20 protein-coding genes are annotated in these 25,892 nt (G+C 65.8%); 10 read left to right on the forward strand and 10 right to left on the reverse strand.

The genetic code is table 11. The annotated features are described in order from the left end of the window. Both QF819_09785 and QF819_09790 read left to right on the forward strand, forming a co-directional pair. Positions 1-496, forward strand: a 496-nt coding sequence (locus QF819_09785; protein ID MDP6803442.1) for a FlgD immunoglobulin-like domain containing protein, incomplete at its 5' end; no start/stop codon positions are given. 122 nt (positions 497-618) lie between these two features. Continuing rightward, a complete protein-coding gene (locus tag QF819_09790; protein MDP6803443.1) occupies positions 619-1,839 on the forward strand; it encodes an NAD(P)/FAD-dependent oxidoreductase in 1,221 nt (406 codons plus the stop codon). A gap of 3 nt (positions 1,840-1,842) precedes the next feature. Here the strand turns inward: QF819_09790 and QF819_09795 are convergent, their stop codons facing one another. Together QF819_09795 and QF819_09800 are read right to left on the reverse strand one after the other, a co-directional pair. Then, positions 1,843-2,406 carry an ATP-binding protein gene (locus tag QF819_09795; GenBank protein MDP6803444.1) on the reverse strand — a complete coding sequence of 188 codons (564 nt, stop codon included), beginning with the start codon at positions 2,404-2,406 and terminating at the stop codon, positions 1,843-1,845. 16 nt (positions 2,407-2,422) lie between these two features. Beyond that, a complete protein-coding gene (locus QF819_09800; protein MDP6803445.1) occupies positions 2,423-3,730 on the reverse strand; it encodes an inositol-3-phosphate synthase in 1,308 nt (435 codons plus the stop codon). A gap of 127 nt (positions 3,731-3,857) precedes the next feature. On the opposite strand from QF819_09800, the gene QF819_09805 reads away from it, so the two are divergent. Continuing rightward, positions 3,858-4,838, forward strand: coding sequence for a LysR family transcriptional regulator (locus QF819_09805; protein MDP6803446.1), 981 nt, complete (start codon positions 3,858-3,860; stop codon positions 4,836-4,838). Further along, a complete protein-coding gene (locus tag QF819_09810) occupies positions 4,831-5,295 on the forward strand; it encodes a hypothetical protein (protein ID MDP6803447.1) in 465 nt (154 codons plus the stop codon). Before QF819_09805 ends, QF819_09810 begins: the two co-directional genes overlap by 8 nt. Before the next feature lie 6 nt (positions 5,296-5,301). On the opposite strand, the gene QF819_09815 is transcribed toward QF819_09810, so the two are convergent. Both QF819_09815 and QF819_09820 read right to left on the reverse strand, forming a co-directional pair. Continuing rightward, a complete protein-coding gene (locus QF819_09815; protein MDP6803448.1) occupies positions 5,302-6,075 on the reverse strand; it encodes a hypothetical protein in 774 nt (257 codons plus the stop codon). Then, entirely contained in the window at positions 6,072-7,271 is a 1,200-nt protein-coding gene (locus QF819_09820; protein MDP6803449.1) for a hypothetical protein, read from the reverse strand. Before QF819_09820 ends, QF819_09815 begins: the two co-directional genes overlap by 4 nt. A 422-nt stretch (positions 7,272-7,693) precedes the next feature. Between QF819_09820 and metH the strand changes: the two genes are divergently transcribed. Next, positions 7,694-11,158, forward strand: coding sequence for a methionine synthase (metH, locus tag QF819_09825; protein ID MDP6803450.1), 3,465 nt, complete (start codon positions 7,694-7,696; stop codon positions 11,156-11,158). On the opposite strand, the gene trpS is transcribed toward metH, so the two are convergent. From trpS to QF819_09840, 3 genes are all read right to left on the reverse strand, one after another. Further along, a complete protein-coding gene (gene trpS, locus QF819_09830) occupies positions 11,127-12,119 on the reverse strand; it encodes a tryptophan--tRNA ligase (protein ID MDP6803451.1) in 993 nt (330 codons plus the stop codon). The two genes, metH and trpS, sit on opposite strands and share 32 nt — an antisense overlap. 101 nt (positions 12,120-12,220) lie before the next feature. Continuing rightward, the gene (locus QF819_09835) at positions 12,221-13,048 is read right to left on the reverse strand and encodes a hypothetical protein (GenBank protein ID MDP6803452.1); all 828 of its coding nucleotides are present in this window, start codon (positions 13,046-13,048) and stop codon (positions 12,221-12,223) included. Continuing rightward, positions 13,035-14,570 carry a hypothetical protein gene (locus QF819_09840; GenBank protein MDP6803453.1) on the reverse strand — a complete coding sequence of 512 codons (1,536 nt, stop codon included), beginning with the start codon at positions 14,568-14,570 and terminating at the stop codon, positions 13,035-13,037. Before QF819_09840 ends, QF819_09835 begins: the two co-directional genes overlap by 14 nt. 188 nt (positions 14,571-14,758) lie before the next feature. Between QF819_09840 and QF819_09845 the strand changes: the two genes are divergently transcribed. The 3 genes from QF819_09845 to QF819_09855 all read left to right on the forward strand — a co-directional run bounded on the left by QF819_09845 (position 14,759) and on the right by QF819_09855 (position 19,088). Continuing rightward, positions 14,759-17,125, forward strand: coding sequence for a S8 family serine peptidase (locus QF819_09845; protein MDP6803454.1), 2,367 nt, complete (start codon positions 14,759-14,761; stop codon positions 17,123-17,125). Positions 17,126-17,187: 62 nt separating this feature from the next. Further along, positions 17,188-18,330 carry a hypothetical protein gene (locus QF819_09850; GenBank protein ID MDP6803455.1) on the forward strand — a complete coding sequence of 381 codons (1,143 nt, stop codon included), beginning with the start codon at positions 17,188-17,190 and terminating at the stop codon, positions 18,328-18,330. Beyond that, positions 18,327-19,088 carry a hypothetical protein gene (locus QF819_09855; protein MDP6803456.1) on the forward strand — a complete coding sequence of 254 codons (762 nt, stop codon included), beginning with the start codon at positions 18,327-18,329 and terminating at the stop codon, positions 19,086-19,088. Before QF819_09850 ends, QF819_09855 begins: the two co-directional genes overlap by 4 nt. On the opposite strand, the gene QF819_09860 is transcribed toward QF819_09855, so the two are convergent. From QF819_09860 to ftcD, 3 genes are read right to left on the reverse strand one after another with little or no spacing between them, the layout of a single operon-like run. Continuing rightward, the gene (locus QF819_09860) at positions 19,085-20,110 is read right to left on the reverse strand and encodes a hypothetical protein (GenBank protein ID MDP6803457.1); all 1,026 of its coding nucleotides are present in this window, start codon (positions 20,108-20,110) and stop codon (positions 19,085-19,087) included. The genes QF819_09855 and QF819_09860 overlap by 4 nt on opposite strands. Further along, a complete protein-coding gene (locus QF819_09865; protein ID MDP6803458.1) occupies positions 20,107-21,354 on the reverse strand; it encodes a LeuA family protein in 1,248 nt (415 codons plus the stop codon). The genes QF819_09860 and QF819_09865 overlap by 4 nt, the downstream gene beginning before the upstream one ends. 13 nt (positions 21,355-21,367) lie before the next feature. Continuing rightward, positions 21,368-23,074 carry a glutamate formimidoyltransferase gene (gene ftcD, locus QF819_09870; protein ID MDP6803459.1) on the reverse strand — a complete coding sequence of 569 codons (1,707 nt, stop codon included), beginning with the start codon at positions 23,072-23,074 and terminating at the stop codon, positions 21,368-21,370. Between the two features lie 258 nt (positions 23,075-23,332). Here ftcD and rpsA point away from each other — a divergent pair, with 258 nt between their 5' ends. Continuing rightward, positions 23,333-24,826, forward strand: a complete 1,494-nt coding sequence (gene rpsA / locus QF819_09875; protein MDP6803460.1) for a 30S ribosomal protein S1 — start codon at positions 23,333-23,335, stop codon at positions 24,824-24,826. A gap of 34 nt (positions 24,827-24,860) precedes the next feature. Next, the gene (gene cyoE, locus QF819_09880) at positions 24,861-25,751 is read left to right on the forward strand and encodes a heme o synthase (protein ID MDP6803461.1); all 891 of its coding nucleotides are present in this window, start codon (positions 24,861-24,863) and stop codon (positions 25,749-25,751) included. The last annotated feature ends 141 nt before the right edge of the window (positions 25,752-25,892 follow it).

The raw sequence follows: 25,892 nt of genomic DNA on the forward strand, positions 1-25,892 counted from the left end.
GCAGACGACCGGTACGCTGTTCGATATGCCGGTGGACTTCCGCGTGGAGACGGCGTCCGGGGACTTCGACTTCTCGGAGCGGATCTCCGGCGCGGAAGAAACGGTGTCGTTTGTGGTACCGGACGCGCCCACCGGGTTCGTCGTCGACCCGAACGACTGGATTCTGGACGAGCAGAGCCTTGCGCCGACCTCGGTCGACTTCGGGCCGGAGACGACGCCCGCGCTCACACTGCTGGCACCCCGGCCGAACCCCTTCTCCGGGCTGACGGAGATCCGATACCAGCTTTCGGCGAGGGGGGAGACCGCGCTGGAGATCGTGGATGTCGCGGGGAGGCGCGTGCGGTCGCTGGTCGCGGGCGTGGCGCAGCCCGGCGCGCGGAAGGCGTACTGGGACCGGCGGGACGACTCCGGCGCCCGAGTTGCGCCCGGCGTGTACTGGGTGCGCCTTGCGGCCCCGGACGGCGTGATGTCCCGCAAACTGGTGGTGGCGGACTGACGGGGAGGATCCCTCCGCCTCCCTCTCCTCCTACTGGCCGGATATTCCTGACCCATGTATCTTGAATAGTCCGTCCCGGCCGGGGCTACCCCGGCCCCCATCATCCCACGGGAGGCTCTGCCATGTTCGGGAAGCGAGACACCGATGTTCTTGTCGTGGGGGCCGGCCCGGTCGGGCTCTTGACGGCCCTGCAATTGGAGAAGCGCGGCGTTCGAGTAGAGATCTACGACAAGGACTGGCGGACCGCCGCCCACAGCTACGGACTGGCTCTGCACGGGCACTCGCTGGCACTCCTCGACGAGGTGGGGGTTCTTCCCGAGCTTCTGGAAGAGGGGCGAAAGGTCCTCCGCATGGAGTTCCACGATGCGGACGGGAAGAAGGCGGAGATTGACTTCTCGCGTCTCGGCGGGGACTACCCCTTCGTACTGGCGCTGGCTCAGAGCGCCATCGAGGACAGTCTGGAGAACCGTCTTCGGGAGAAGCACATCCCCGTGCACTGGAACCATCGCGTGCAGACACTCGCCGACGATGGCACCCGGGTGCTGGTGGATGTGGCGAAACTCGACAAGGTGAGCACCGGCTACCCCGTGGCTCGGATGGAATGGGAGGTGACCGGGACGGTCCGCGTGAGGGCGTCGTATGTCGCCGGAGCGGACGGGTACCACTCGCTGGCGCGGCGTGCGCTGGACATCGACTTCGCGGACCGGGGCGGTCTGGAGTCATTCGCGGTCTTTGAGTTTGAAATGACGGAAGATCCCGGCGACGCGGCCCGCGTCTATCTGCACGACCACGGCACGGATGTCTTCTGGCCGATGAAGGACGGCCGCTGTCGGTGGAACTTCCATGTCGACTCGGTGGGAGAGGATCGAGTGCCGTCTCTGGAAGAGTTGCACCGGCTTCTCAAGACTCGTGCCCCCGGTTTTCCGTTGCCGGAGAAACTGTACTGGTCCTCGTTTGTGATGTTCGATCGAAGGGTTGCCGAAAGCTACGGGCGCGGGCGGATCCGCCTCGCCGGGGATGCGGCCCACCTGACCGGGCCGGTCGGTGCGCAGAGCATGAATGTGGGGCTGGACGAAGCGTGCGATCTCGCGGAGAGGCTGGCGGGGATCATTCGCGATGACGCACCCTCCGAGCTCCTCGATACCTACGGAGAGGCCCGTCGCGCCGACTGGCTGGACATTCTCGGCGAGACCGGCGCTCCGAAGCCCGGCGCGGAGTGCAGCGAGTGGGTCGCGTCGCGGGCGGGCGGGATTCTCCCGTGCGTTCCCGCTTCCGGTGCGGACCTGGACGCGCTGCTCGGACAGCTCGGACTGGCTGCCGTGCGGACGCAGGCAGGCGTCTAGAGGCTACTCTTCGCTGAAGAGCCGCGTCTGGGGTGCGTCTGAGGGAATGGACAGGTCTTTCAAGATCTGGCCCACCCAGCAGTCGGGCCGGTCGGGCTGAAGGCGCACCACATTCAGCCCGAAGTCCTCCACGAGCGAAACCAGCGTCTCGTGGATGGAGCGCTGGAAGTCCGGGTCCGTGTCGCGGGTGCCGTCGAAGGTGGGCCTCTGCCACAGGGGGACCAGATACATCCCGTCGTAGCCTGCGCACCACGCCCGAATCCACGGGTCCAGTTCCTTTCGGCGCCCCATCGAGTGGACCAGATACGCGTAGTTGTCGAGGACGGACCGATCGCAGACCACCACATCTCCCGATCGCGCCGCCGCGATCTCCCGTGCGCACTGCGTGTGGAGAATCCAAGTCTGCGCATCGAGGGTCGTGTCCCGGTTGATCGGGAGTGGACAGTCTCTCGCCACTTCCTTGACGAGGTCCACTCCCAGATCCAGCCTTTTCAACCGGGCCGCGATGTCGAAGCAGAGCGTCGTCTTCCCGACGCCATGTGTTCCGACCAGTGCGATCTTCACCACACCACTCCTTCCGCGATCAGTCGTAGTACTCCAGCCCGAGGTGCGTGATGAGTTCCTCGCCCTTGAGGTGCCTCAGCGTGTTCTTCAGCTTCATGAGCTGGATGAACAGGTCGTGCTCCGGATACAGCCCGGGCGCGGTCTGGGGAGCTTTGAAGTAGAACGACAGCCACTCCTGAATGCCTTTCATTCCCGCGCGGTGCGCAAGATCCAGGAACAGAACAAGGTCCAGAACAATCGGCGCTGCAAGGATGGAGTCCCGGCAGAGGAAGTCCACTTTGATCTGCATGGGCATTCCCATCCAGCCGAAAATGTCGATGTTGTCCCACCCCTCCTTGTTGTCACCGCGGGGGGGGTAGTAGTTGATGCGGACCTTGTGATAGAGGTCGCCGTAGAGGTCGGGATAGAGATCCGGCTGGAAGATGTAGTCGAGAGCGCCGAGCTTCGACTCTTCCTTTGTCTTGAAGGACTCGGGGTCGTCCAGAACTTCGCCGTCGCGGTTGCCGAGGATGTTCGTCGAGAACCAGCCGTTCACCCCGAGAAGGCGCGCCTTGAACCCGGGGGCGAGGATCGTCTTCATCAGCGTCTGCCCGGTCTTGAAGTCCTTCCCGCAAATGGGCACGCCCTCGCGCTTCGACAATTCCACCAGCGCGGGCACATCCGCGGACAGGTTCGGGGCGCCGTTTGCGTAGGGCGTTCCCGTCATGAGGGCCGCGTAAGCGTAGAGCATGCTCGGTGCGATGTCGGGATCGTTTGCCTTCATGCCCGCCTCGAACGACTCGATCGTCTCGTGGACCGGCTTCGGCTTCAGAAAGATCTCCGTGGAACCGCACCACACCATGACCGTCCGGGCGGCGCCGGTTCTTTCGCGGAAGGAGACAATGTCGTCCATGAGCGCGTGCGCTTTGTCCCACCATGTGCCGTCGGTCTTGATGTGCGAGCCGTCCAGCTTCTTCACATATCGCTGGTCAAAGACGGCCGGCATGGGCTGGAGCTCTTCCAGTTCGGGCTTGAGTTCGCGAACCAGATCCTTGTCGAGAACGCCGGCGTTCAGAGCGGATTCATAGGCCGAGTCTTCAAAGATGTCCCAACCGCCGAAGACAAGGTCCGTGAGTTCCGCCATCGGAACGAAGTCGCGGATCAAGGGAGAGCGGTCGTCCGTTCTCTTGCCGAGACGGATGGTGCCCATTTGCGTGAGGGATCCGAAGGGCTTGCCGAGATCCTTCCGCACGGCTTCCACACCCGTGACGAAGGTCGTGGCGACGGCGCCCATGCCGGGGAGAAGGACTCCCAGTTTCCCCTCGGCGGGGCGGATGTCGATGGTCATGCGGCTCTCCTTGCTTCAGGGAACAGTTTTTCCGGGCGACTGCTCAGACTTGGTGCGGGCATCGTCCGGCGGGGTGGTGGATTCGTCCATTCGATTCTGTTTGTCGAAGTGATAAGGCGCGTTTATCATGCGTTTCATGGAAGTGAGACCGGTTCGATACTTCGTAGCCGTCGCCGAAGAGGGTTCCTTCGGCCGGGCGGCGCAGCGCGTCGGGGTGAGTCAGCCCGCGGTTTCGCACGGCGTGGCCCTTCTGGAGGCGGAGCTGGGAGCGCGTCTCTTCGATCGGGCGGGGAGGCGTGTCGCGCTCACTCCGGAAGGTCGGGACTTCCTGGAACCGGCACGGCAGGCACTTGCGGCCATGGACGGTCTTCCCGGCCGGCTGGACAGGAGTCGGGGGGTCGTGCGGGGGCGTCTCGAGATCGGCACCACCGATGTCGCGAGCATCTATGTGCTGCCGAGGGTCTATCGCGCTTTCAGAACCGCGCACCCGGAGGTGGATCTCTCGGTTCGCGTGGAGGGAACCGAGTCCCTCCTGCGGCAACTTGATGCGGGAACGATTGAACTGGCGGTCATCACCATGGCGGTCGGCGACCTGATTGCGCGGATGCCGTCAGACTCCATTCGCGCAGTTCCGCTCTTCCGCGAAGACCTGCTGTTTGTCGTCTCCGGGCGGAATGCACTGGCCGGGCGTCGTCGTGTCCCGACCACCCGCCTTGCGGAAGAGCCGCTCATTACCTTCAAGACGGACTCGATCACGCGACGGGCTGTGGACCGGTTCTTCGCGGAGGCGGGAGTCACGCCGCGGGTGGCGATGGAAATGTCGAGTCCGGAAGCGATCAAGAAGCTCGTACAGGTGGGGCTGGGCGCGGGCGTTCTTCCGTCGCGGTCGGTCCGTACGGAGATTCGCTCGGGAACGCTCGCTGCCGTGCCGGTCCGGGGCGGGGGACTCACCCGGGTGCTGGGGATTGCACGGGACGCGCGGCGTACGCCATCCCCTGCGGCGGAGGTCTTTGCGCGAATGACGGAGCGAATCCGGAGCGTGCGCCTTCAGCGCGAGACTGCTAAACTGTCCGCATCGGTGGATTCCGGGAGAAACGAACATGATTGAGGCTCCATCCGAAGCGCCCGCGCTGTCTGTGGCCGCAAGGAGCGCCCGAAAACTGTGGGGAGGCGCGGTGCTCGTGGGTGCGGCGCTGCTCCTTGTGGTGAGCGGCCGCGGGGCGCTGCCTTCGCTCCCTTCCGGGGAAGAGATTGGCATTCCAGAGCTCATTTCTCCCGAAGGAGACCTGGCGGGGCCACCGACACACTTCACCTGGGTTCCCGGCGGGGAGGATGTGGACTTTGCGCAGGTGATCGTCTATCGAGGAACCATGGAGCGGATCTGGGCCACAGGGCCTCTGCAGGGCAGCGAAGCAACGGTTCCCGAGTTCATCTACGATGAGCTCACTCTTGATGAACCCTGCGCGTGGCGCGTTCGGGAAGTGGTGGATGGGCGTCCGCGCGCCTCTTCCCGCCTGGCGAAGTTCGGCTTCGGGATGGAGTCCGATCCTGCCGCGCCGGAATAGAGCCGACTAACTCCCCGACGCGTCCGTGCCCTTCGGCAGGAAGGCACCCGGCGGGAAGCTCTCCACTTCGGCCGTTCGCGTAAAGCGCATCTCCCGGACTGCGCGTTCTCCGTGGAACTCCGTGATCCGACACGGGAGCACCAGACTTCCGACTTCCCGAAAGTCCCCGAACGAGCGCGTCACGGTGTCCACGCCCGGCGCAGTTCCCTCCATTCGCCGGAGTCGCCCGGGGCCGGGGTCGATGAAGTAACGCATGTGCAATCCGCCCGGCAGATCCAGCGTCAGGACCTCCCACCCCTCGGGCGAAGTGCCGTCCCGGTGAAGTGCTGTCGGCTCTGCCCCGGCCAGATCCCAAGCCGCTGCAAGATGGTGGTAGAGCAGGCGAAGCCGCCGCGTCTCCCGTGCGTCGAGCGCCTCCTGATTCCGGCCGACGCCGCCCCACGCGACCGGACCCGACAGGATCGAGACATGCTTTCTCTCGGGCGTGCGGCGCTCCAGCCACATTCCTCCATCGGGTGAGAAGCGCAGGCGAAGCGCCGCCCGGGTTCCGTCCAGCAGAAGCAGCGCTTCGCCGTGGGCGCGCATTCCGGCGAATGCGGCCAGCGCGTCAGCCCCGCCGAAGGTGTCGACTGCGGCGTCCCGCAGCGCGACCGCAGCGTCATCGACGGTCGGGAGAGCCGGTTCCGGCTCCGGGGGCGTGGCATGGGATGCGCTCCCCAGGATTGCCCCGGTCAGCACGATGGACCCGGCGCGGATCGCATGGCGCGCGGCGCGTTTCATCCCGCCTTCGCCGACGCGGTCTTTCGCCAGGACTCCGGAAGATCCAGGATGCGAAGCATCTTCTCCTGCGGTCCGAATGAATAGAGCACCAGGAGTCGCGACACATCCGGCGTGACAAACCGGAAGTACCGGCAAAGGCCCATCAACGGTTCGCAGTCGCGACGGTATTGCATGTCGCGGGGGAGGGGGTCGTTCTCGTCGAAGAAACCGCTCCCCCGGTCCCATCTCGTGCGGAGTTGCTCCGCGAATCGGTCCGGTGGTGTCGGCAGCGGGAGGATCTCCCCGCGGTCGACATGAAGCAGCGCCTGCTGCCCGCCTTCCAGCGTGACCAGCGCGAGTCCCCGATCCAGAACCGAGACGAACTCCACTTCTTCGAAGACCGGCACCCAGTCGGACCCGGCCCGCGCAAAGAGAGTGGGTCGCTCTCCGAAGAGTTCCGACACGATCGGGTCTTTGTGCCCGCGCCGGGTCCATCGGTTGTCCAGACGCTTCAGAACATCCGCAAGCCGCGTGGGGTCTTCCGCGTTGCGCCCGACGGCCAACTGCGTTGCAAGGAAGGCTCTGCGCTGATCTTCTGCCTTCAGCTGCTCTTCCCACGCCCGGTACACGGTGGGGAGTCCGCGCTCATAGAGTGCCCACACGCGAGACGGGTGCCCGGGCCTCCACACTCCGTGGTAGGTCCCGCGCTTCTTCCATTGGAACCGGTTTCCGTCCCGGATTCCGGTGAAGGGCTTGCGGGGGATGAAGTCGGAGGTGACGACATCGTAGATCCAGTGGAAGGTCGTCACCCCGCCCGTCAGGGAACTCATGAGATCGGGCTCCGTCGATTCCACAAGCAGGTAGCGACCGGTGGTATCCCAGCCCGAGATTCGCGTGGCATTTCCCTGCGGAGTCTGGATCTCGCGGTTTTCGCCGGTGGAGAGATCCAGGAGGAAGGCACAGCGACGGGGCTTTCTCTTGAGCAGGCCGCCGGGGATGCGAAACAGATGGGCCAGGTGGTATCCATCGGGGGAAATGGAGCCCGGCGTGGCCGGAATGCCCGACTGGAAGAGGCTTCCCCGGATGTTCAGGTCGTGGTGTCCCGGAGTTGCCAGCGTCGTGAGTGGCTTCGCCCGTGCGGGAAGCCCGGTGGCCGCGATCACCAGGACCGCGGTCAGGAGCCTCGCCCGAAGGACGGCTCGGGTTGGACGGGTCATCAGCACCTCGCGCCACAGGGATCGCGTCTCGGACCGGGGCATTGTGCCCGGCAGAGGAGATTCCGGCAATGCCGGAGACCGGAATCGGGTGGCGGGAGGGGGTCAGTCCTGGCCGGGCGGAGGATCACGGTGGTCCTCATCGGTGGTCTCGGGGGACCGAGCCTCGGTCCCGCATCCGGGCGCCATTCAGGTGGGCACCCCGAGTCGGGGGAGGATCACGGTCTGAAAGAGAATCCACGCGGCGATCAGCGCCAGAAAAGTCCACAGATCCATGAGTACGCTCCGGTTCGGGAGGATGGCCTCCAACCCGGGGAGTATAGGCGAGTTTCCCGGGAGGGAACAGTGCTCCCTTGCCCGGCGGGAGATGCAGGCTTAGCCTTGCCGGGTTCTTCGACAGGAGGCTCCGCATGACCGATTCCGCCATGAACCCCGCGTCTCCCTCTCCGCGTTCGGAGGCGGAGCTTCGGGATGCCTTCGCGCAGAGGATTCTCGTGTTTGACGGGGCCATGGGCACGGGGATTCAGGCTTGCGAACTCACCGCGGCCGATTACGGGGGTGCGGCTCTCGATGGATGTCATGAGGTGCTCAACCGGACGCGTCCGGATGTCATCCGGGGACTCCATGGGTCGTTCCTGTCGGCAGGGGCCGATGTCGTCCAGACGAACACCTTCGGCGGGACGCGAATCGTGCTGGCGGAGTACGGGCTGGGTGACGAAGCGGCGGAGTTGGCGTTCGCCGCGGCGCAGATCGCCCGGGAGGCGGCGGACGGGCTCTCCTCGCCGGAGAAGCCGCGCTTTGTGGCCGGTTCGCTGGGTCCGACCACGCGGGCCATCAGCGTCACGGGCGGCGTGACCTTCGGGGAACTTCGGGACGCCTACCGCGAACAGGTGGCGGGGCTCCTCCGGGGTGGCGTGGACCTTCTTCTGCTGGAGACGCAGCAAGACACCCGGAACGCCAAGGCCGCGCTCCTCGGCATCCGCCAGGCGATGGATGCGGAAGGTATCCGCGTTCCGGTGTCCGTCTCCTGCACGATCGAGCCGAACGGGACCATGCTGGCCGGGCAGACCGCCGAGGCCTTCTGGACGAGCGTCTCTCATGTGCCGCTTCTCTCGGTCGGGCTGAACTGCGCGACCGGCCCCCGCGACATGGCCGACTCGCTGCGGAGTCTGTCCGCTCTGGCGACGGCCCCGGTCTCGTGCATGCCGAACGCGGGTCTGCCCGACATGGACGGACTCTACCGGGAGTCTCCCGCCGACCTTGCGGCGGCGCTGGAGCATTTCATGGAGGAAGGCTGGCTGAATGCGGTGGGCGGATGCTGCGGCACGACCCCGGACCACATCCGCCGGGTTTCCGCCGTCGCCCGGCGATATGCGCCGCGCCCGATTCCGACGCACCGGGAGACACGACTCAGCGGGATTGATGTCCTGGAGTTCGAAGAGGACGCACGACCCATTCTTGTCGGGGAGCGCACGAATGTGATCGGCAGCAGGCGTTTCAATCGGTTGATCGGCGAGAAGCGATATGCCGAGGCCGCCGAGATCGCCCGGCGACAGGTGGACGGGGGCGCACAGATCATCGATGTGAACCTCCAGAATCCCGACCGCGACGAACTGGAGGATTGCGCGGCTTTCTATCCGGAGGTCCTGCGACGGGTGCGTGCGCCGGTCATGATCGACACGACCAGTGTGGAGGCGGTTCGGCTGGCGCTGACGGAGTGCCCGGGGAAGAGTGTCGTCAACTCCGTCAATCTGGAGGATGGCGGCCAACGCATGGCCGAAGTGTGTGAACTTGTTCGCGGGTTTGGCGCGGCTCTCGTGGTGGGGCTGATCGACGACGATCCGGACGGAGGCATGGCGGTCACGCTGGACCGGAAGCTGGCGGTCGCGCGGAAGTGCCATGCGGAGCTTTCCCGGCACGGAATCCCCCCGGAGGACATTCTGTGGGACACGCTGGTCTTCCCGGCCGCGACCGGGGACGCGCAGTATGCGGGAGCCGCGGGCGCCACCCTGGAGGCCATCCCCGCGCTCAAGCGGGAGTTCCCCGGGACGAAGACGATTCTCGGGATCTCCAATGTGAGCTTCGGCCTGCCCGTGGCGGCGCGAGAAGTGCTGAACTCCGTCTTCCTGCATCGGGCGACCCGCGCGGGACTCGACTTCGCCATCGTGAATACGGAGCGTCTGGAGCGGCACGGGAGCATCCCGCCCGAGGATGTGGCGCTTGCGGAGGATCTCCTCTTCGGTCGGGGGGAGGACACGCCGCGTGCGTTTGCCGACCGGTACCGGGATGCGCTTCCCCGGCGAAAGCGCAGCACCCCGGGGGATGAGCGCCCCATCGATGAGCGCCTCTCCGCGTGTGTCGTGGAGGGGCGACGCGAAGGGCTGATCGCGGACCTCGATCGGAAGCGGGCGGACGGAATCTCCCCGATGGAGGTGATCAACGGCCCGCTTCTCCGCGGAATGGCGGAGGTCGGGAGGCTCTTCAACGACAACCAGCTCATTGTGGCGGAAGTGCTTCAGAGCGCGGAGGTCATGAAGGTGGCGGTCAGCCACCTGGAAGCGGATATGGACGCCGAGGGCGTCGAGTCTCGCGGGACGATCGTTCTGGCGACGGTGAAGGGCGATGTCCATGACATTGGCAAAAACCTCGTGGAGATCGTTCTGTCGAACAATGGATACCGGGTCGTGGACCTGGGGATTCGTGTCGCTGCAGAGCGGATTGTGGAGGCCGCGAGTCATCACCGGCCGATGGCCGTCGGTCTTTCCGGGCTGCTCGTGAAGAGCGCCCGGGAGATGGTGACCGTTGCGAGAGAGTTGCATCGCGCCGAACAGTCCACGCCGCTTCTGGTCGGGGGGGCGGCGCTGTCGTCGCGCTTTGTGGACGAGAAGATCGCACCTGAGTACGGCGGGGCGGTGCACTACGCCAAGGACGCCATGGCAGGGCTGGACCTGTGCGGAAAGATCCGCGCGGGTGAGGCGGGAGGTGCCGCTCGGCCCCGTGCGGGCGCGGGCGCGAGCGATCGCGTGGAGCTTCCCCCGCGGGAGCGTTCGGGTGCGCGAAGCGCGGCGATCCCGGTTCTCGCCGAGGTTCCGCAGCCGCCGGATGAGGATCGGCATCTGGCTCGGGCGGAAGATCTCTCCCGCGTCTGGCCGTGGATTCATCCGCAGGCTCTCTATGGCCGGCATCTGGGGATTCGTGGCAGGTGGGAGGAACTTCTCGCCCGGGGTGACCCGCGTGCGATTCAGCTGGAGGGGGTCGTGGCGGAACTGATGTCCGAGGCGGAAGCGGGCGCCATGCGGACTTCCGCCGTATGGCAGTGGTTCCGTGCGGAGAGCTGCGGCAATGTGCTTCGTCTGCTCGACGGGGGCGGCGAACCTCTGGAGGAGTTCGTCTTTCGTCGGCAGGCGCGGCCCGACGGGCTGTGCGTCGCCGACTGGTGCTGCCCGGCGGGCGCGGCTCCCGACTGGGTTGCGCTCCTTGTGACGACCGCGGGTCGCGGCATTCGCGAGAAAGTGCGCAAGCTCCGGGACGCCGGGGAGTATCTGCGCAGCCACGCGCTGGGCAGCCTGGCTGTCGAGACGGCAGAAGCTCACGCAGAGATGCTGCACGCGGACCTTCGCTCCGCATGGGGATTCCCGGATGCGGAAGGGATGTCTCGCGCGGAGGTCTTCCGCTCCCGGTATCGCGGCGTCCGGGTGTCCTTCGGCTATCCGGCGTGTCCGGATCTGGAGGATCAGGCGAAGCTGTTCCGCCTGCTGCGCCCGGAGGAGATCGGAGTCGAACTGACCGGCGGATTCATGATGGACCCGGAAGCGTCCGTCTCGGCAATGGTCTTCCACCACCCGGACGCGGCGTACTTCAGTCTCGGGCGCCGCGGGGCTTCGCGGTAAGCCCCCAGGCTTCGCGCGTTTTCTCCACGACCGGCAGGGCCACTTCCCGGGCGCGCTTTGCACCGTCGATGAGGATATCCGTGATGTCATCCGGGTGCGCGAGAATCTCCTTCTTTCGCTCCCGCGCCGGGGCGAAGGTCTCCTCGACGCGCGCAAGCAGGATCTTCTTGGCCTCACCATAGCCCATGCCGCCCCGGCAGTATGCTTCCTCCAGTTCCGCGCGTTCTTCCGCGGAAGCGAAGAGCGAGTAGAGCGCGAACACCGTGCACCGGTTGGGATCTTTCGGATCCTCCACGGGCGTGGAGTCCGTGACGACGCTCATGATGCGCTTCTTCATCGGCTTGGGTTCGAGGAAGAGTTCGATGGTGTTGTCATAGCTCTTCGACATTTTCTCGCCGTCGAGACCCGGGACGACCGCCGTATCTTCCAGAATGAGCGGGTCCGGCACGGTGAGGAGATCTCCGCAGCGGTTGTTCATACGGATGGCGAGATCCCGCGTGATCTCGACATGCTGCTTCTGGTCCTTCCCGACCGGGACGAGGTCTGCGTCGTACAGCAGAATGTCCGCCGCCATCAGGACCGGATACGCGAAGAGCGCATGCTGCGGCGCGATGCCGCGGGCGGTCTTGTCCTTGTAGCTGTGCGCGCGCTCCAGAAGGCCCATGGGTGCCAGACAAGAGAGATACCAGGTGAACTCGTGGTGCTCGGGCACATCCGCCTGATCGAAGAGGACGCAGCGCGCCGGGTCCAGCCCCAGAGCGAGGTAGCTGGCCGCGATGTCCAGGATTCGCTCCTGGAGTCGGTCCGGGTCTTTCTGAGTGGTCATCGCGTGGTAGCTCGCGATGAAGAAGTAACAGGTGTGCTCCTCCTGGAGGCGGAGAAACTGGCGAATGGCGCCGAAGTAGTTGCCCAGATGCAGCGAGCCGGACGGCTGAATGCCGGAGAGAACGCGCTGGGGCATGAGGATCCCTCCGGGTGGAACGGTTTTCGCGCGGCCCGGCATCGAGGCGGGGTTCGCCGGATCTTACGATCAAACGGCGCTCTTGTGACCTTGAAAGCGCGTCAGAAATCCGTGCGCAGCCCTGCGGAGAAGCCGTGCCCGGCCCCGGCGTTCTTCCCTTCGCCCATGACGGCGGCGAGCGCTTCCAGTTGCAGGTGTCGAAGCGCCTGCCACTTCGCTCCGGCGGAGAGCTGCGTGTACCGGTGGGAGACGAGATCCTCTCCGCCCGAGAGGGTGACCCGGCCGTCTGCTGCGGCGATGAGTGTCCAGCGAGCCGTCACATCCGCCTCCACGCAGGCACGCCAGATGAGCCGGATGTCGCGGTCCGCCGCCGCAGAGAGGTCCGCGCGGTAGACGGCCGAGGTTCCGAAGCCGACGCGACCTCCCGGGATGTCCGTGTCCGCTTCCATCCCGGCGGACAGGAGGAGCGAGTTCTCCGCGAGATAGGGAAACCGCTCTCCGTTGGAGAGAAGCGGGGTGGAGGCGTCAGCCGTCAGAAGTACGGGCCAGCCGGGCAGGGCGACGCGCGCCCCGAGCCCCGCGCGGGTCCACCCCGTACGCGAAGAGGCCGGGGATCCGTCCGCCGGGATGATCCGCACCGACTGTCTCCACAAGTTCCAGTGCGCCTCGATCCGGTTCGTGAGGCCTCGCCGGCACTCGAGAATCCACGCATTCCAGGCGCCGTCGTCCCCGGGCCGGTGGAGGCCGTCCTCGTCAAAATACTGATCCCCCCGGAAGTGTGAGGCGAAGAGCTTGACCTCCGTGCGTCCTTCGGGCGTGAGGTACGCCATGCCGAGATCCCGGTAGTCGGCCGAGGCGGGAACCGCCACGAGCAGCGCGATCCAGACGACCACCGGCACCGGGCGCCGGCGGATGTCAGCGGTACTCATCCGCCCCGAGATCGTAGAGGTAGCCGGAGGACGGGCGGGACTCGCCGTCGATGTCGTCGCGGACGCCTCCGTACCGATCGGCCACGAGATACACACCTCCCGCATCGATCGCCGGGTTCGGGTCCCCGCCGGGGAGCGTGGGCTTCAAGTGGTAGTCGGTGCCGGAGATACTCACGAACATCGAGGATGTGGGAGCTGTGGGCGCGTGCAGGTTGTCGCCGACGGTTCCGGAGAGACCGTTCAAGAGCGGCCACGAGTTGATCTCCGTCTGGTCCACGCGGTCTCCGCCTTCCCAGTCTCCGTAGAGCGGCTGGATGGCGAGGAAGAGATTCCCTTCGATCCACGACGGATTGGTATCGGGTCCGGTCTCCAGGATTCCGTATCGCTTTCCCGATCCCTGCGAGAAGAAGATGTTGCCGCCGATGGAAGGAGCTCCCGAGAAGATGCGAATCGATGCGGAGTTGTCGTACCCGGAGGTGGAGGCCACGCGCGCGGCGATCGTATTGCAGGCGATCCGTAGATTTCCGCGGGCTTCGATCCCGGAGGCGAAGTGCAGCCCGACTCCCGCATCGATGAAGCAGTTCTGCACGAGGACGCTGGACTGGTCCGAAGTGGAGACTCCGCAGGTGGAATCCGTGGCAGCGCCGCCTCCCGCGTTTCGGCCTCCGATGATGACCGATGAAGTCAGCGTGACCTCCGAGGCTCCAAGGATCTCAAGCCCGGTGCCGGTGGAGGCGCTTTCGCCCAGAATCCGGCATCCGTGGAGATAGGCGGTGCTCCCGTCGATTCTCGCGGCGACCTCCCCGCCGGAGACCGACACATCGAGCAAGAGGTTGCGGAAGACGACCGCCCCGGGCGCATCCGTGACGGAGAGCGCGGGTCCGGAAGGCGGGAGGATCCAGGTCTCCCGGTAGGTTGGTTCTTCGAAAAAGTGGTCCGGGGAAAGATCCCCGATCACGGAGATCCGGCGCCCGTCCAGGTGGAGAGCGCTTTCGTAGATGGCGGGGGCACCGATCGGGGAGCCGTTGTCCTCGGAGATGGAGCCGCCGCTCAGATGAATGGTCATTCCGTCGGTGGCGAGGTTTAAGGCCGCGTCGAGTGTGGCGAGTGCCTCATCCGGGGCGCGGCCGGTACGGGCGTCGTCCCCGGTGGAGTGGTTGACGAAGATGCTCCCGGGATAGGTCACTTCCACGCTGACAGAGCCGGTGTCCGCTCCCGCGGAGTTGGAGACAATGATCCGATAGGTGGTGGATGTGTAGGGGCGAAGCGGGATGGAGCCGTTCGCGACCGGAGAGACGGCTCCGACACCGGGGGAGAGGAGCGCCGAGGTTGCGCCGGACGCTTTCCAGACGAGCCGGATCCACTCGCCGTGCGTGATGGACGCCTTCGTCGTCACGAAACTCTGGAGAATGGGGGGAGGGGTGGCGTCGTCGCCGGGGTCGGTGGTCGTGTCGATTTTCCGGCAACCGAGCGGCGAGGAGAGCAGCAGCGCCGGAAGCGCCCCCAGGACAAGGGAACGCAACAGGGGCGGTCCGGTGGCGAAAATGACGACCCTCCCGATAGAGTTCGCTTCGGTGCCAATCCGGGCGCGAGTATACGAAACCCGAGTGAGAGTCGCCAGATCTGGTGTTTCATGTGGAGTCTGGCCGGGAATGCGCTAGGATGGCCGGTCGATACAGATTCCCATCTCCCGGACTCGCGGAGGACGCAGTGACGCTCACTCGGATCGCGTGTGCATTGCTCGCCGTGCTGCTCTGCGCCGCACCGGCTTCCCACGCTCTGGATCTGGGGGACTCGCGTGTTCACCTCGTCGGGGGCGGGTACTCGGTCGCCGAGGGCCCCGGGCCGCTCCCCGCGGAACTTCGTTCCCACGCGCTTCCTGCAGCGGTTCGTCAGTCGTGGGTGGTGTGCTACCGCGGGCCGGCGGACGAAGGACTCCGGGCGGCCATCCAACAGGCGGGCGGGCGCATCGTGGGGCATGTGCCCTCCAGTGCGTGGATCGTGCGGGCCTGTCCTTCGGATGCGCGCAGAGTCGCGGAAGTTCCCGGAGTGTTGCGCGTCGATCTGATGCGCCCGGAGTGGAAGGTGGACCCCGGGATCGGAACGCGCGAGTTCGCCGACCCGCAACGGCGTGCGGAAACGGATCTCTTTCTGACGGTCGAGATCTTTGAGGGCGAAAGCGTGGCGGCCGTCGCCGACCGGGTCGCGGCGACGGGCGCTGCGGTGCGTCGGGCGTGGGATCGTCTCGGAGTGCGACGACTCTCGGTTCGTGCATCGCGAGGCGCGGTCGCATCCATCGCGCGCATCCCGGAGGTGGAGTGGATTGAAGAAGTCGGTGAGATCACCCTCCGCAACGACACGGTGCGCTGGTGTATTCAGTCAAACTCCAGCGGATTGACCCCCGTGCAGGATGCGGGGCTTCTCGGAGAAGGGGAGATCGTCGGACACATCGACGGTCCGATCTCAAAGTCCAGCTGCTTCTTCTCCGACAGCCTGGTGGCCGAACCGGGGCCGACCCACCGCAAGCTCGTCTCCTACCGGAACGACTCCGCCTTCCAGAACCCGGACAGCCACGGCACGCACACGGCGGGGACCGTCGCGGGAGACGAGGAGCCGGTGATCGGGTCGGTGGTGGATCGCGGGATGGCTCCGCACGCACGCCTGGCACACCGGGCCATCTGGGATGTGGCGGGGTATTCGAACACGCCTTCGAACCTGAAGGATCTGCTGACAGAGATGCACTTCGATGGCGCGCACATCTTCACGAACAGCTGGGGGGATGATTCGTTCACCTCGTACACGACATGGTGTCGGGACATCGACAGCTTTGCATATCAGCGGCAGAACGACCTCGTGATCTTCGCGTCCACGAATACCAGCACGCTCAAGACACCGGAGAACGCGAAGAATGTGCTGGCCGTGGGCGCGACGCGCAGGCCGGCGGGCGGTGGAGAGCAGGACGCGATCTGGTCCGGCGGCACGGGACCGACCTCCGATGGACGGCGGAAGCCCGAGGTCTTCGCGCCGGGGATGTCGACGCGGTCGGCATCGACGGCCTCCTGCGCGATGACCACGATGAGCGGAACCAGCATGGCAGCCCCGGCGGTGGCGGGAGCGGGCGCTCTGGTGCGCGAGTACCTCGTCAAGGGTTACCACCCGCGGGGGATTCCCGCGCCGGAACGGGCCGTCTGGCCGACGGGTGCTCTGGTGAAGGCGTTCCTGATTGCGTCCACGGTGGACATGACTTCGGTCGCGGGGTACCCAAACGAGGAAGAGGGATGGGGGCGGCTTCTTCTCGACCGCGTGCTGCACTTCCCGGGAGATCCCGAGCGCGTCTGGTTTCGAGATGTTCGCCACAACGAGGGCCCGGGACCGGGCGCGGTTCACACACACCTTCTGCAGGTGGCCGATGCGGGGCAACCGCTTGAGATCACGCTGGTCTTCACCGATTACCCGGCGGCTCCGGCAGCCGCGTTGACCCCCGTGAACGACCTGGATCTGGAGGTCGTGGGCCCCGGGGGGACCTTCCTCGGAAATGTCTTTGACCCGGCGGCCGGGCATTCCGTGACCGGGGGAACTGCCGACCCGCTGAACAATGTGGAGCGCGTCATTCTGGATTCGCCGGACCCGGGGCTTTATCGCGTGCGAGTCCGGGCTTCCGATGTTCCCGAAGGACCACAGGGGTATGCGCTCCTGGTGGTCGGGGGGCTGGAGCCGCCGCAGGGGATGGAAGGCGAGGATCCGGGGCCACCGCTTCCGCCTCCGGGGCCGGGGCGGGGAGGGGCGCCGGAGAGTGGCGTGGATTCGGAGCTTCGCATGGAGGGACCGAATCCGTTCGAGCAGCGGGTGGAGCTTCGCCTGACCGTCGGGGAACCGGGGCGGCAGGAGGTCACGGTTTACGATGTTCTGGGGCGTCCTGTGCGCGTGCTTCTCGACCGGGAGGTCACACCCGGAGAGTACCCGCTGTACTGGAACGGCCTGGATGAGAGCGCGCGCCGCGTGCCTTCAGGCGTCTACTTTGTGCGTCGCGGGGGGGCTGTCGATTCGTCGCCCGTACGCGTGACTCTCATCCGATGAAGTCGGTGCGTTGGCTCCCAGGCGGGGGAGGAAGGCCCCGCGCGGGGAGGGTCCTTGCCGAAGTGGCGCTGGGAATCGCGGGGCTTGCGCTCGCCGGGCTCGCAGGAGAGTGGACGCTTCGCGAGTTTTGTCCGCAGCGATCCGCCTCCACGCTCGGGATGTTCCGCGAGGATCCGGCCGCAGGATATCGTCTTCGCGAGAACTTCGGCGGGGAAGTGCGTGTCGTGGAGTATCGCACCCGCGTCTTCACCGACGCCGACGGTCTCCGCGTACCCGCGAACCCAGGGCCGGATCGCCTGGCAGATCGGCGCATTCTTGCCATCGGAGACTCCTTCACCTTCGGTGTGGGAGTGGAGGCGGCGCAGGCCTTTCCCGAGGTGCTCGAGAGGCTTCTCGTGACCGACGGGCGGCCCTCCTCCGTTCGGAACGGTGGCGTCGGCGGGTACGGTCCGCTTCGGGCCTCCCGGCTTCTCTCGAGCTCTCTGGGGAAATGGAATCCTGAGATCGTCGTACACACGATCTATGTGGGAAACGACCTGGAGGACCCCGAACCCGACCGCTATCTGAGTCATCCGCGCGTTGTGGACGGCAGGCTTGTTTCTGACGGCCGCCATCCGCTCTTTCGCCTTCGGAAGAGTCTGCACATTCATTCGCACCTGTACTCCTTCCTTCGTGAGCGGCTCTATGGGGTGTACCGTGCGACAGGGCTCGCGGAGCGGAGTCGTCATCTGGATCCCGTGGGGCTGGCGGAGTGGCCCGCGCGCATCCTTCGGTCATCGTGGCCTGCGGGTCGGGACGCGGTCCGTGATGCGGCAGAGGAGACGCGTGAGTTGGGCGGGCGGTATCTGGTGGTGGTCGCGCCGACCCGGTATCAGGTGGACGATGACTCCTGGCGCCGTTACCGGGATCGATGGAGACTTCCGGACTCCGCGTTTGACCGCGATCACGCACAGCGGGAGATCGTGCGCGACCTTCAGGCGATGGGGGTCGCTGTGCTGGATCTGCTTCCCGGGTTTCGTCGGGAAGCGGCCTGCGGAACGCGTGCGTACTTCGATGTGGACGAACACTGGACGCGGGAAGGACATCGGATTGCGGCGGAGGAAATCGCGGAGGAACTGCGACGCCTCGGCTGGATTGATTCACTCCCGCGTGAAGAGATCGCGGACGCAAGGGCAAGATCCCGCATGGAGGAATCGCAGACATGAGGCATGAAGTCACGGTCCATGAGCCGTACGATTCGCTTCGCTTCGGGCGCGTGCTGATGCTCGAAGTCGCGGCGGGCCCGCCGGAGGATGCACCCTGCCGGTATTGCTCTGTTCTGGCACCCGGGCGTGTCATGCCGGTCAGGAAGGGGTTCGCACCCACTCCGGCCATCCTGTCCGAGCTGGACTCCCGGTTGGGCCGAGGCGAGAGCTTTGACGCGATTGTGTTCGGAGGCCGGGGCGATCCTCTCCTGCACCGGGGCATCGGGGCCATCCTGCGAAAGATCCGGCAGCAGATACACTTGCGGACGATTCTCCTCACCGATGGCGTGGTTCTGGCGGACAAGGACATCCGCCGTGACGCAGGGGAAGCGGCGGATGTGGTGGCGTATCTTCCATCGCCGGAGGATCCCCTTCGACCGGGTCGTGCCCCGGACAGGCGCCGCGCCTTTGGCCATCATGTGGAGTCCGTGGCGGCGCTGGGACGGGAGACCTCCGCGCAGATCTCACTGGAACTCCCGGTCCATGCGGCGCTCTCGTCTCTTGACGAAACGGTTCGTGCATGGGCGGATGCGGTGAAGTCGATTCGTCCGGCTCGCGTTTTTGTGATCCCGCACCCTGAAGCAGATCTCGGGACAGCCCCGGAACTCCTGGCGAAGGTGCGCAGAGAGATCGGGCCGCGCGCGGGCGAGTATCTTCCAGACCCGGGGTTTCTGGATCTGCGGTGCTGGTGTGGCGGTGTGGGGCCGAAGGCGGATTAGCGGCGGCGCGGGAAGAAGGGCGCACGCGGTTCTCCGGGACAGGAGGTGTCCTCTTCCGGATGGGGGGGCACTGCGGAGACTGTCGGGCGTGGCCTCGGGCTCACCGGGCGAGAACCTCCGGCGAGTCGTTCCAGCAAGGGCGAGGTGAGCAGTCCTGCCGCGAGCGCTGCCGGGACAAAGACCACCGACAATCCCCGAAGCGGATCGACCGGGAGGAGTGGCGTCCCCTCCAGGAGAAGCACCAGCAGGACGCCGCCGACTCCTGCGGTCGTTCGGGAAACGAGCGGTGGAACGCGCGGCCTGCTGCGCAGAGCCTCCACGAGGAGTGCCCCGAAGAGCGCGGCGAGGAGCGCTTCCGCGATTCGACCCCGGCCCCGGCGAAGAAACCCACCCGTGGTCCCCCCGGCGAGGGCGGCGCTGGCCTCCTGACGAAACTCCTCCAGCGCGACTCCAGCCTCTCGGTCCGCGTCCATCCGGGTGTCGTCGATGCGGCGAAGCAACTGGCCGAGTTCCCTTCGCCGGGCAGCTTCAGCGACCCCGATCCCCGTGGGAGGTTCCGCGAGGCGCGACTGGAAGACGGCGTGAAACTCGTCCAGCGATTCGCGGGGCGGAAGACCGGCTGCCGCCGCAGCGAGGCGCGCGGCGTCCATGCCGTGAAACGCGGTCAGTTGATCGCCCAGCCGGATTCCGGTGGGGCCGCGGGCGTGGACTTCAACGCGCCGGGACATTTCCCTCGCGAGGATCACGAGCCGCCGATTCTGGGCGGCAAGGCGGTCGGTGAATCGCGCGCGTGCCTCCTGCCATCCGCCGATGCTGCCCAGCCGGAGGGGATCATCGGCCGGCGTGGGAAGACCCACCGGTTGGTACGCGCTGGAACTGGTGGCCTCCACGCGAACTCCGGCGACGGCGGCGCGAGCCACGGCCGGAGGCTCCGTGGGAATGGGGAAGACTCGAAGCGCGATCCAAAGCGCCCCCACGGCCGCAAGGAGTGCAGCCGGGCCGCGGGGAGCGCCGCGAGTCACGAATCCCGCCCGGCCTGCTCATGCTCCGCGATGAATGTGTCCACCTGTTCGTCGGTGAGGACAGTGCTGGAGTCCTTGGCATGCGCGAGAAGACCCTTCACCAGCTGCGCCTCCGGCTTGATTCCACGAGCTTCCAGATAGAAGATCACATTGCTTTTCCCGCTCATGAACCCGATTTCGACACGCTGGGACAGGCCCACCATGTCCGCCGGAACTCCGGAGTACACCTGATCCGCGAGCCAGTCCTTCCCCTTGCGCTTGGCTTTGAGGATGGCGGCCGCGTGAACTCCGGTAGAAGTGCGAAAGGCGTCCTCTCCAAAGACCGGATAGCTGAAGGGAATCGGCACGCCGGTGGCTTCGCACACCGTCCGGACATACAGGTCCAGTCGGGAGAGGTCGCGGTTCGTGATCCCCTCCAGACGGAGGTTCACGAGCAGCAGGTCCATCGGGACATTCCCGCATCGTTCCCCGATCCCGAGCGCGGTGCCGTGAACCCGGTCCACTCCGCTGGCGATGGCCATCATGCAGTTTGGAATGGCAATCCCGCGATCGGAATGCCCATGCCAGTCGACCAGTACATCCTCGCCGGAGTCCTTGACGATTCCGAAGATGTGCCGCAGGAGCTCCCGCACACCGATGGGTGTTGCGTGCCCGACGGTATCGGCTACCACAATCCGCGTCGCGCCCGATTCGATGGCGCAGCGGTAGAGTCTTTCCAGCGTGGTCGGGTCTGCGCGGGTGGTGTCCTCGGTGACATAGCACATGGGGATGTCATGATCCACGCCGAAGCGAATGGACTCTTCCGTCTTCTTCAGGATGCCGTCCAGATCCCACCCCTCGGTGTAGCGCCGGATCCCGGATGACCCGATGAAGGTGCAGGCTTCCACCGGGATGCCGGTGCGTGAGGAGATGTCGATCAACGGTTCGATCTCGGACACCACTGTGCGCACCGCCACATTGGGGGAGATGGAGAGGCTGCAGTCTGCGATCTCCTGCACGAGGCGTTCGATATGGCGTGCCGCGCGTTCTCCCGCCCCGGGAAGCCCGAGGTTTGCCGCATCGATCCCGAGGTCGCCCATGAGATGGAGAATCTGAAGTTTCTCCTCGATGGAGGGATCGCGGACGGAAGGCGACTGCAAGCCGTCGCGAAGGGTCTCGTCGTTGAGGTGAAGATCGTCCTTGTGCCGGAAGGAGAAACCCGGCGGTCGGTTCCAGTCGAAGATCAGCTTTTCGTCTCTCGGCATATTCGCTCGCTCCTCATTGGGGATCTGCAGCCTGGCCGGTCGCGTCCGTATATTCCAACCGGTCGCGGATTCGGGATGTGACGGCCTCCGCGCCCGCGCTCACACGGGCGAGTGTCGCGGCGGCGTCCTTCATCACCGGAGCGGCCCACTCGGAGTCGTCCGTGTCGATCAGATTGATGAGCACATTGTAGTACGCGCCTTCCGCGCAAGCTCGCGCGGCCAGCGCAGCCACTCCCGCGTCTGAGAGGGAGTTCGTGTTCCCGCGTTCGGCCACGGCACCGGAGAGTTCCACCGTGTCGACCGCTCTTTGCAGCACTCCCAACGGAATCAGGGTGGCTGCCCGGGTGGCTTCCCGCAGAGCACTTGCTCGTGCGGCGACTTCCTCCGGCGTCTTGCGCTTCATCTTCGCAGCCGCAAAGAGATCATTGAACGCTTCCGTGTCCCGGTCGATATCTGCCGCGAAGGCCTCCTTCAGTTGCTGCGCCTTCAGCCCGACCGCCTTCATTTCCTCCTCCGCGCTCTCGTAGCCCTTCTTGCCGACGGTGAGGTTCGTCACCATGGCGGAGAGTGCCGCGGAGAGCGCCCCCATGAGGGAGGCCACGCTCCCCCCACCGGGCGCGGGGCTGTCGGCAGCGAGTTCGTCAAGGAATGCGGTGACGGTCTTGTCGACGAGTCTTCCGGGCTGCTGAAGGCGGTATTCGATGATCTTGGATGCGGGGTCGAAGGGGGTGAGGTCGTCGAGGCCGAGGCTCTTGACGGCCTGTTGCACCAGATCCGCCTCGGACACAGCGGGGGAGAGGCCTTGACGGCGAAGGTAGTGAAGACCCGCATCGCGAAGCGCCCTCAGCGGTACCAACCCGACGATCTCGCTCCCCGTGACGCGCAGTCCGCGTCGTGTGGCTTCTTCGACCACCGCATCGAATGCGATATGGACGGGCGTGACCTCCGCGTTTGTCAGGTTCATGGAGATCTGTGCAGCCCCGTATTCGGGGATGAGCCAGCCGACGGCCTTGCACTCCTTCAGGCGACCGGGAACCATGACAAACTTGCCGTCGTGATCCCGGATGGCTTTGCCCGAGGAATCGCGCTTGCGACGGCCCCGCTCGCGAATATCGAGCGCGATGTCGTGCGCGAGCTTCCGGGAGCGCGTATCGAGGTTGATATTGTAGGCGATCAGAAAGTTCCGCGCGCCGATGGCCGTGGCACCCGAGCGGGGATTGAACTTCGCCGGGCCGAAGTCCGGATCCCATTCCGACTTTCCCTCGCGAGCCGCCAGGCCTTCATACTCGCCCGCACGGACTGCGGCCAGATTCTGCCGCTCGGGTCGGGAGGCCGCATGTTCGTAGAGGTATACCGGGATGCCCAGCTCTTCGCCGACTCGCGTACCCAGCTTGCGGGCCAGCTCCGCGCACTCGTCCATGGTGACACCCGACACCGGGACGAAGGGACACACATCGGTGGCGCCCATGCGCGGGTGCGCGCCCGAGTGGGCGGACATGTCGATCCGTCGCTGCGCCTCCGCGATCAGCCGGAAAGCTGCGTCGACCGTGGCATCCGGGTTGCCGACGAGGGTGATCACGGTCCGGTTCGTTTCCTCCCCGGGGTCTACATCCAGGAGGGCTACGCCGGGAATGTTCTGCACGACGGCGGTCACCGCATCGATGACGGTGCGGTCACGGCCTTCGCTGATGTTGGGAACGCATTCCACAATGCGCGACATGGGTACCTCCGCTGTCCCTGAACGGTCTGACGGGCGTGGGTCCGGCTGAAATCGTGTCGGATCGTACCGCCTGAGGTCGCCGGCGTCCAACCGGCGTTCCATGCCGAACTCCACAGAGGCGTTCCAGCGCGATTTCCGGTAGGGTTCCCCCGCCTGGAAATGGTATATTGGTTCGGCTTGTCTGAAATCGTGGCGAACCAGGGAACCTCGTCATTGTCCCGAGTCGCCGCGCCCCTGTCGTGGAACCGCGAGGAAGAAATGGAACACCGACCCGAAGACGAGTCGCCGGAGACCCCGGTGACGGAGAAAACCCCGCTGACCGATCCGACCCCCACCCCTGACGCCCCTGCCGCGGAGCCTGCTGCCGAGAAGGCGGAGGATCCGGTGGAAGTGCCCGACGCCCCTGCCGGGGAGCCAGCCGCCGAGAAGGCGGAGGATCCGGTGGAAGCGCCCGACGCCCCTGCCGGGGAACCTGCCGCCGAGAAGGCGGAGGCAGACGGGGAGGACTTCGCCAAAATGCTCAAGGAGTCCGAGGAGAAGAACTGGGTCGAGCCGCGCAAGGGGCTTCGCGTTCAGGGGAAGATCGTGCGGATCGGTGAGGATGCCGCATTCGTGGACTTCGGGGGGAAGGCAGAGGGAAGCCTGGACCTGAAGGAGATTGCTGGCGAGGAAGGGAATCCCGCGAAGAAGGTCGGAGATCAGGTCACGGCGGTGATTTCTGAGGTCGATGGGGGCGTTCGTCTGGCGCTCAGAGCAGGAAAGCGTCAGGGGAGCATTCGGGCCATGCTGGAGGCTGCGGAATCCAAGCTTCCGGTTGAGGGGAAGGTCGTTGGCACCAACAAGGGTGGGCTGGTTGTATCGACCAAGGGGTTGCGAGCCTTTTGCCCCTTCTCCCAGATCGATCGGCATTTTGTGGAGGACGCGAAGGCCTACCTCGGCAAGAAGTTCTCCTTCCGGGTGATCTCTGCGGATCGCAAGGGTCGCAATGTGATTCTCTCCCGGCGTGTCATCCTGGACGAGGAAGCGCGCGGAAACGCAACTCGGGTGCGGGAGACGCTGGAGGTCGGTTCGGTGCTGACCGGGGTTGTTTCGCGGATTCGCCCGTTCGGCGCATTTGTGGACCTCGGCGGGCTGGACGGGCTCGTCCATGTGTCGGAGATCAGCTTCGGCCGCGTTGCGAATCCGAACGATGCGCTCAAGGTGGGACAGGAAGTTCAGGTGAAGGTGGTGAAGCTGGAGGACCTCGGAGGCGAGAAGGAGCGCGTCAGTCTTTCCATTCGGCAGCTTCTGGAGGATCCGTGGAAGACAATGACCGAGACGATGACCCCGGGGCAGTGGATCGAGGGCAAGGTTGTGCGTCTGGCGGATTTCGGAGCTTTTGTGGAAGTCGCTCCCGGAGTGGATGGCCTCGTCCATGTCTCGGAACTGGCGGACCACCGAGTGGAGAATCCCTCGGAGGTGCTCACAGTCGGGCAGGATGTGAAGACGCGAGTGGTGAGAGTCGACTCGGAGGCGCGGCGGATTTCGCTGTCGCTTCTGGAAGAGTCTGCATCTCCGGAGAGACAGAGCGGCGGTCGGCCTGAAGGAGGCCGGGGCAGTCGGGGGCGCCAGAGTGGTCGGGATCGCGGAGACCGCAACGACCGTGGTGGGAGTTCCAGGGGGGCCACGCGGGCCAGCAGCGGAGATGCTGGCGGGATGACCTCGATGGGCGAAGCCTTCGAGCGCCTTCGGGAGCGGACGACGGAAGAGTAGAGGAGAGTCCACGGCCCGGAGGGTCGGTCTTCCCATGAGGACCCGGAACGACAACCTGGCTCAGCCCGTCGGAGCCGGGTGGGTGCCCTACGCCGAACTCACCAAGCCTCGGCTTGTGCTGCTCGTTCTCATGACGGTGGTCGTGTCGTACCTTCTGGCTGGCCGAGGCCGTTCCGTGGACTGGTCCGGGCTTGTGGCGGCTGCCGTGGGGACGGGGCTTGTCGGGGGCGGTGCCAACGGCGTGAATCAGGTACATGAGGCCCGTCTCGATGCCCGAATGCACCGGACGCGTGGGCGCCCCATTCCGTCCAGTCGGCTGAAGTCTCCGACTGCGCTGCTGTTCGCCCTGGCAATCTCCGCAGCCGGGCTTGCCCTTCTGGTGTGGGGTGCGAACCTTCTGACCGGGCTCTTGGGGGCGGTCTCCTGGGTGGCCTATGTCGTTGCCTACACTCCCATGAAGCGCCTCACTTCACTCAACACACTGGTCGGTGCCGTCCCCGGGGCGATTCCTCCGCTCATGGGTTGGGCTGCTGCCTCGGGGCGTCTGGAGGCGGGAGCCTTCGTCCTCTTCGCCATGGTGTTCATCTGGCAGGTTCCGCATTTCATGGCGATCGCCTGGCTCCATCGGGAAGACTACGCACGCGCCGGATTCCGAATGCTCCCGGTGGAGGATCCGGAAGGGCGTGTGACCTTTCGCGTGGCGGTGGCCTATTCGCTGGCGTTGATTCCGGTGAGCTTGATGGCGCTGCCGACGGGCCTGGGTGGCGGGCTGTATGCGTGGGGAGCGGTGATCGGCGGGGGGGCGATGCTGGGGCTGTCGGTGTCGCTGGCGCGGCGGGGGACGGAAGGGGCTGCGCGCCGGTTGTTCGTAGGGAGCATTGTCTACATGCCTGCAGTGTTCGGACTCCTTCTGCTCGGCCTTTGACCCGAAAGTTGTGTTCTGAAGATTGTTGTTGGCCCGATTCGTGCAGGGTATTCGGGCATGGAGACGATTCGACCCAATGCCTGCCCGCACCGAGATTGTGCATCTCACGCTGACTCAACGGGTTGGCGATATACCCGCTGC

It is taken from the genome of Gemmatimonadota bacterium, assembly GCA_030747075.1.
Classification (GTDB): Bacteria; ARS69; ARS69; order ARS69; family ARS69; genus ARS69.